General features: G+C 69.7%; 4 protein-coding genes and 2 pseudogenes. 2 read left to right on the forward strand and 4 right to left on the reverse strand.

Annotation, left to right across the window (positions count from 1 at the left end):
• Positions 1-555: pseudogene (locus tag D588_RS0123335) on the forward strand (peptidase M56); the annotation flags it as partial.
• 24 nt (positions 556-579) lie between these two features.
• Here D588_RS0123335 and D588_RS28825 read toward each other — a convergent pair.
• The 4 genes and pseudogenes from D588_RS28825 to D588_RS0123355 form a co-directional block, all read right to left on the reverse strand.
• Positions 580-1,683 (reverse strand): annotated as a pseudogene (locus tag D588_RS28825) (ribonuclease H-like domain-containing protein); the annotation flags it as partial.
• Positions 1,684-1,685: 2 nt separating this feature from the next.
• Positions 1,686-4,199: a DEAD/DEAH box helicase gene (locus D588_RS0123345; protein WP_017917715.1), complete on the reverse strand. Its 2,514-nt coding sequence runs from the start codon at positions 4,197-4,199 to the stop codon at positions 1,686-1,688.
• A 206-nt stretch (positions 4,200-4,405) separates the two neighbouring features.
• Positions 4,406-5,266: a hypothetical protein gene (locus tag D588_RS26185; RefSeq protein WP_017917716.1), complete on the reverse strand. Its 861-nt coding sequence runs from the start codon at positions 5,264-5,266 to the stop codon at positions 4,406-4,408.
• 2 nt (positions 5,267-5,268) lie between these two features.
• Entirely contained in the window at positions 5,269-5,673 is a 405-nt protein-coding gene (locus tag D588_RS0123355) for a hypothetical protein (protein ID WP_232764358.1), read from the reverse strand.
• Positions 5,674-5,860: 187 nt separating this feature from the next.
• Between D588_RS0123355 and D588_RS0123360 the strand changes: the two genes are divergently transcribed.
• On the forward strand, positions 5,861-6,523 hold the full coding sequence (locus tag D588_RS0123360) for a hemolysin III family protein (RefSeq protein ID WP_043086958.1): 663 nt from the start codon (positions 5,861-5,863) through the stop codon (positions 6,521-6,523).
• The last annotated feature ends 165 nt before the right edge of the window (positions 6,524-6,688 follow it).

Below are 6,688 nucleotides of genomic sequence, written 5' to 3' on the forward strand. Positions count from 1 at the left end.
AACGGTCAACTCGAACAGTCGTATGTCCGGGTCAAGGGCAACCATTCGACGATGAGCGGCAGCAGCGACGAACTCGCCAGCATGAAGCGCGAGACCCAGGGCGATGGCCTGTGGTTCCGCCGCGGCGGCAAGCGCTACGTGGTGCACGATCCTGCGCTGCTGGCCCGCTTCGACGCGCTATTCGAGCCGATCGGCAAGCTGGGCGCGCAGCAGGGCGAGCTCGGCAAGCGCCAGGGAGCACTGGGCCGAGAGCAGGGCGAGCTGGGTCGTGAACAGGGCAAGCTGGTCCGGGAGAGCATCGCGCTGGCGGCGGACCGCATGGACTCCAACGGCATTGCCGCCAAGGCGCAAGCACGTGCCCAGACCGAACTGGCGCAGCGCCAGGATGCACTGTCGGCGAAGATGCGCGCGCTCGGCGAACAGCAGGCCGCGCTGGGCCGGCAGCAGGGCGAACTGGGTGCGCGTCAGGGCGAATTGAGCGCGCAGATCGATCGCGAGGTCGACCGCCTGTTCGATGCCGCCATCGCCGCGGGCAATGCGCAGCGGCTGGAGTGATGTCGCCGGCGGCGTGCGCAGCGCCTACGCCGATGCCGCAGCCGCCAGCGCGCGTTCCTCGGCCTCGGCGGCGACCAGGCGCTGCAGCAGCAGCGCCAGCGTGACCACGTCCTGGTGGTTGTGCACGGCGACGCGGCGCAGGTTGCGCGCGTTGCCGCCGCGCAGGTAGCCCAGCCACGCCGCCGGCGCTTCCGAGCCCGGCAGGTCGTCCTCGCGCACCACGCGCAGCAACTGCCGCTCGATGGTGGCGAGCTTGCAGTTCTCCCAGGTGCCGCGGTAACGGCGGCGGGTGGGATGCAGCAGGTCCACGTGGTCCAGCGCCGACAGCGGATCGGCGCAGCGCGCCAGCCGGTAGCGGGTCTTCAGCAACGGCGCGTCGTAGCAGCGGCCGTTGTAGCTGGACAGCACGGTGCCCGGCCGCAGCCAGGCGCGAAACGCCTCCAGCATCGCCTTCTCCGCACCCATCGTGGCCATCAGCAACTGGCGGATGCGCAGGCCCGGGCCGTCGGCCGGATGCACGCTCCAGTCGGCCGCGCCGATCATGAAGGCGCGGGTGCCGGTGCCGCCGGCCAGGCCGGTGGTCTCGGTGTCGAAGAACAGCAGGTCGGTGGGGTCCACCGTATCCTCGCGGCGGGCGAAGGCCAGCGACAGCGCGCCGGCGGGAATCGGCTGCGGCAGGAACGCCTCGATCAGGTGCAGCCCGGGTGCGATCTCCACCCCGGGCAGGTGCCGGTCCGGCGCCGCGGCCGGTCTGCGTGGGGATGCAGCCGCGGTGGGCGCGACCGCACGCTCGCGCAGGCCGAGCAGGCGCCGCAGCGCGGACACATCGGTGCCGCCGCGGTCGAACGGGGCGATGGCGATGGGCGGCGCTACCGCGGTATCGCCGCCGCCGCTGCGCGGGGGAGCGGGTGGCGTGCGTGGGGCCGGCGTTGCAGTTGCCTGCGATACGATCTCGCGCGGCTGCGGCGCTGCCTGCCGCGGCGCTTGCGTGGACGTCGCCGCGGCAGTGTCTGCGCGTGGCGCGGCAGACGCGTCGGCTGCGATGCGATGGCCGGAGGACGCAGGCGCGCGCTCGGCGCTGGCGTCGCCGGCCTGCCGGCGCAGCGCGCGCAGGCGCTCCAGGCTGATGCTCATGCGCTCCACTCCGGCAGCGCATCGGCATCGGCATCAATGGCGATCGTGGTTGCGCCGTGCGCGTCCAGCGCCGCGTCGTCCTCGCCGTCGAGCAACAAACGCAGCACGCGCAACGCCAGCGCCCGCGGCGTGGTCGCGCTTTCCTCCTGCGCGGCCAGCACCGGGCCGACGCAGGCCGGGCAGCCGGCCACGCAGTCGCAGCCCTGCACCAGTTCGCGCGCGCGCTGCACCAGTTCGGCCTGGCGCCGCCACAACGGCTCGCTGAGGCCGACGCCGCCGGGGAAGTTGTCGTACAGGTACACGGTGGGCACGAACTGCTGCAGTTCGACGCTGGCCGGCTCGCCGCTGTCGCCACCGCGCAACTGGCCGCGGCCCTTGGCGTCGGCCACCGCGAACCAGGCGCCGTCGCCGTCGCCCACCGCCTGCTGCAGATCGCGTGCGTCGGCCATCACCGCCACCGTGGCCACCACGTGCAGCGCGTAGGCCGCGCCCAGGAAACCGTCCAGCGCGTCCTGCTTGCTGCCGAACGCCTTGAGCAGGGTCGCCTGCGGCAACTGCCACCACACCGCGGTGGTGTGCAGTTCCTGGTCGGGCAGGTTGACCGGGCCGTAGCCGATGTTCTCGTGGGTGTAGTAGCGGATCTTCTTGTAGCCGGCCACGCGCCGCACCACGTGCACCTCGCCGTGGTGCGCGTCGCCGCGCCCGGCCGCGCCGCCGTCGAAGCGGTCCAGCACCTTGAGCTTGGTGAAGTCGATGCTGTCGGTGTAGTAGTCCACATGGGTGCGGGTGACGTAGGCCTTGCGGCCTTCCCAGTCCAGCTTCTCCACCTGGTAGGGCGTGCTCTGCACCATGTGGATGGCGCCTTCGTACAGGGTCAGCGCGGCGGCGGAATAGTCCACCTCGGCGATGATCTGCTGCTTGCCGTCGGTCTTGTCCACCACCACGAAGTTGCCGTCGGCCACCGAGCGCAGGCTCACCGCATTGGCCGGGTAGCTGTCGGCGATCCACTCCCAGCGGTCGCCTTCCTGGTGCACCACTTCGCTCTCGGCCAGCGCCTCCAAGAACACCGCCGGGTCCACCGGGCCGAACGCCTCGCCGGCGACGAAGGTCAGCTCGAACGCGGCGCAGCGGATGTGGTCGAACAGGATCAGCGGCTGGTCCGGGGCGATACGGGCGTGTTCCGGCGAGGCATCGGCGAAGAAGTCCGGGTGCCGCACCACGTACTGGTCCAGCGGCTGCGAACTGGCCACCAGCACGCCCAGCGCCGGCTGCTGGCGGCGCCCGGCGCGGCCGAAGCGCTGCCAGGTGGCGGCGACGCTGCCGGGGTAGCCGTTGAGCACCACCACGTCCAGCGCGCCGATGTCCACGCCCAGTTCCAGCGCCGAGGTGGAGACGATGCCGTCGATGCTGCCGGCGCGCATCGCCCGCTCGGCCTCGCGGCGCTCGCTGGGCAGGTAGCCGCCGCGGTAGGCGCGGATGCGCGGCGGCTTGCGCGGGTCGTGGTCGAAGATGTCCTTCAGGTACTTGGTCAGTACCTCCACCATCAACCGGGTCTGCGCGAACACCAGGGTCTTGAGCCCGGACTTGATCGCGATGCGCGCGATGCGGTTGCTCTGCGAGCGCGCAGAGGCGCGCAGGCCCAGGTCGGCGTTGACCACCGGCGGGTTCCACAGCAGCACGTGCTTGTCGCCGCTGGGCGCGCCGGAGTCGGTGATCGCATGTACGCGCTGCTCGATCAAGGCCTCTGCGTGCGCGCGCGGGTTGCCGATGGTGGCCGAGCACAGGATGAACTGCGGCGTGACGCCGTAGAACGCGCAGATGCGCTTGAGCCGGCGCAGCACGTTGGCGACGTGGCTGCCGAACACGCCGCGGTAGGTGTGGATCTCGTCGATCACCACGTAGCGCAGGTTCTCGAAGAACTGCGCCCACTTGGTGTGATGCGGCAGGATCGCCTGGTGCAGCATGTCCGGGTTGCTGACCACGATGTCGCCGTGCAGGCGGATCGCCTGGCGCGCATCGCCGGGGGTGTCGCCGTCGAAGGTGAAGGCCTTCACCCCGAGGTCGCCGGCACGGTTGAGATCCAGCAGCTCGGCCACCTGGTCCTGCGCCAGCGCCTTGGTCGGGAACAGGTACAGCGCCTTGGCCTGCGCGGTCATCGCCGCGGCCACCACCGGCAGCGTGTAGCACAGCGACTTGCCCGAGGCGGTGGGGGTGACGATGGCCACGTGCTCGCCGCGCTGCGTCGCGTCCCAGGCCTCGGCCTGGTGGCTGTACAGCTGCGCGATGCCGCGTTCGCGCAATGCGGCGGCCAGCGCCAGCGGCACGTCGTCCGGGATCGGCGCGTAGCGGCCGGCCTGGCCCGGGATGGTGAAGCTGCCGGTGATGCGGTCGTGGTAGCGGCGCTCGAGCCGCGCGCTGAGCAGGGCGCCATCGCGCGAGGGCATCCCGTCGGTGGTGGACAGGGCGCGCTCGGCGTCCTCGGTGCGCGGGGCTAGGGCGTGGGCGGGCATCGGCACGGCTCTCAAAGCGGAACAGGGAAGCGAAATCGCGTCTCAGGGTATGAGACCGGGCGCGCCGAGGCGAGACGGGCAGGCTGAGCGGATTCAGGCTGGGCGATGCGCGGAGGCAGCCCGCCTACCGACAGGTGCAGGCGGCTGCGCTGCGAATAAAGAGTGGCGCCAAAGGGGCACGCCTTTGGAATGCGGCGAAGCGCGCGTCAGTAGGCGCGCGCTTGCCCCTGGCTTGGCTGCTGCGCCTGCTCGTATGTTTGAACGGCATGTTGCTGCTCCGCCTGGTAGGCGCTTTCGCGGATTGGCGGTGCTGCAGCATGCGCATCCAGCTGGGTCCGAAATCCGGGCGTTCGCCCGGCGATGAATATCTGTTGATCCTGCAGCGTCACCGCTCCCAACTGGTCGACACGTTCAATCCCGGCGCTCTTCGCGGCGACCAGTGCCTGTGCCACCTTGGCGTCGGACACGCTCTCTGGCAGCCGATCGCGCAACGCGTCGAAATAAGCTTTGTCGGGATGATGCTGGGGAAAGCGTTCCTGGGCCTGATCCTGCAGCTTGGTCACATCGCGATTGATTCGGTCGACTGCATCGTGGTCGACCAGTTCCCGCTGCGGATCCCCTGCCGGCAATTTCAGGCGCGGGTCTTCGGGATAGAGCTGCTTCAGGCGCGCGTCGTTCAGGCCGGTCACGAGTTCGCCGTTCTTCAGGGCGGCGTAGGCTTCCCGGGCCAGTTGATCGGCGCCGGAGGTCCTGTCGCCGATACGGCGCCCAGCCTCGTTGTTCCACAGATCCATGCGGTGCTCTGCTGGATCGTTCCGGTGGGCCGGGCCGATTTCGGCGTCGTTGCCGAACCTGCGCGCAATCCACTGTTGCCCCAAGGCGATCTGGGTGACGCGCCCGCTGGTGTAGGCGTGCCGGAACGCATCCAGCGCGTCGTTATGGCCTTGCGCCTGAATGCTGCCATCGGCGCGACGTGCCAGATGCACGCCGCTGAGTTGCTCGTAGTGCCGATACGCTTCCTGTTCGATCTCGCGCTTGGCGCCCTTGGGGTCGGTGATGTCGACCATGTTCAGCCCTCCGCTGGCTTGAGGAACTCCACTGGCCCCGCGTAGCCAGGATATTTCTTGCGGATGAGGATGCGTTCTCCCGGCTTCACGCATATGTCCTCTAGCGATTGTGGGACGTGCGCTTCGTCGACGAAGAACTGCTCATAGGGGAGCGAAAGCGTCTGTTCGCCGGCGTCCTGCTTGAATGTCAGGCGCAGGCTGTCATCGCGCGCGAAGCACAACGACGCCCACGGGAAATCGGTCAGCTGACTGGCAGTCACGACGACGTTGTCGCGACCACCGAGCAGTGCGTCCACGCGCTGTGCGAACTGGGCTTGGGAAATATGGGGATCGGTCATGGTGCATCCTGCAAGCAAGGCGAACGGGAGAAAATGCAGGAAAGACGGCCGTCGTGGCGGCACGGTCATCGGCGTGGCTCCTTCCATTGGTCCCGCGGAATTTATATCGCAGGAAGTGAACGCTTTCACCGTCGGCAGCCTGCCGCCCCGACGGAGATCGCTTCAACCTGTGATAGGCGACACCCCTGCGTCCTGAGGCCATCGACAGGTATCCTGTCGGCCCCCCGGCACCGGCGGCCCCCGTCGCCCACTGTTCCTGTCCGTGTACGCTTCCCCGCTTCCCCCGCACTACCGCACCGCCGCCGCGCGCCGCGCCGATCTGCTCGTGCATGCCGCCGGCCTGCTGCTGGCCGTGGTCGGCGGCGCGCTGCTGGTCTGGCGCGCCCATGCCAACGACGCGCTGATCGTGGCCACCAGCATCTACGCGCTGGGGCTGCTGACCATGTTCGCCTGCTCGGCGGCGTACAACTTCGCCCCGCCGCAGCGCCAGCCGGTGCTGCGCAAGCTCGACCACGCCGGCATCTTCGTGATGATCGCCGGCTCCTACACGCCGTTCTTCGTGCTGGCGCTGTCCGGCGCCTGGGTCTGGTCGATGACCCTGGCGGTGTGGGGCGTGGCGCTGTTCGGGGTGTTCGCCAAGCTGTTCCTGCCCGGCATCGCCAAGGGCTTCTGGGTGGCGATCTACCTGCTGCTGGGCTGGGCGGGCATGGCGGCGGTCAAGCCGATCGTGGCCGGGCTGGACACGCCGGTGCTGTGGCTGATCGCTGCCGGCGGGGCGATCTACACGGTGGGCGTGGCGTTCTACGTGCGCAAGTCGATGCTCTACAACCGCGCGATCTGGCATGCGCACGTGCTGGGCGGCGCGCTGGTGCACTGGTGCGCCATCTGGCTGTGCCTGCGCCCGCTGTCGGCGACGTGAACGGTGGCGCCGATGCGCTAGAGATGGCCGTGCCGCGTCCGTAAGCTCGGGCGTCATGGACAGCATGCACACAGCGGATCCGACCGGCCGGCGCCTGCGCACGATGCTGGCAATCGCCTTGCTGGCGACGTGCGCGAATGTGCAGGCACAACAGGCCGCGCCCGC

Source organism: Xanthomonas sp. SHU 308, from assembly GCF_000364645.1.
In the GTDB taxonomy this organism is placed as follows: Bacteria; Pseudomonadota; Gammaproteobacteria; order Xanthomonadales; family Xanthomonadaceae; genus Xanthomonas_A; species Xanthomonas_A sontii.

Bases quoted from the DNA above. Each gene is read 5' to 3' on its own strand.
- D588_RS0123345 (WP_017917715.1), bottom strand. From the start codon at position 4,199: ATGCCCGCCCACGCCCTAGCCCCGCGCACCGAGGACGCCGAGCGCGCC.
- D588_RS26185 (WP_017917716.1), bottom strand. From the start codon at position 5,266: ATGGTCGACATCACCGACCCCAAGGGCGCCAAGCGCGAGATCGAACAG.
- D588_RS0123355 (WP_232764358.1), bottom strand. From the start codon at position 5,673: ATGACCGTGCCGCCACGACGGCCGTCTTTCCTGCATTTTCTCCCGTTC.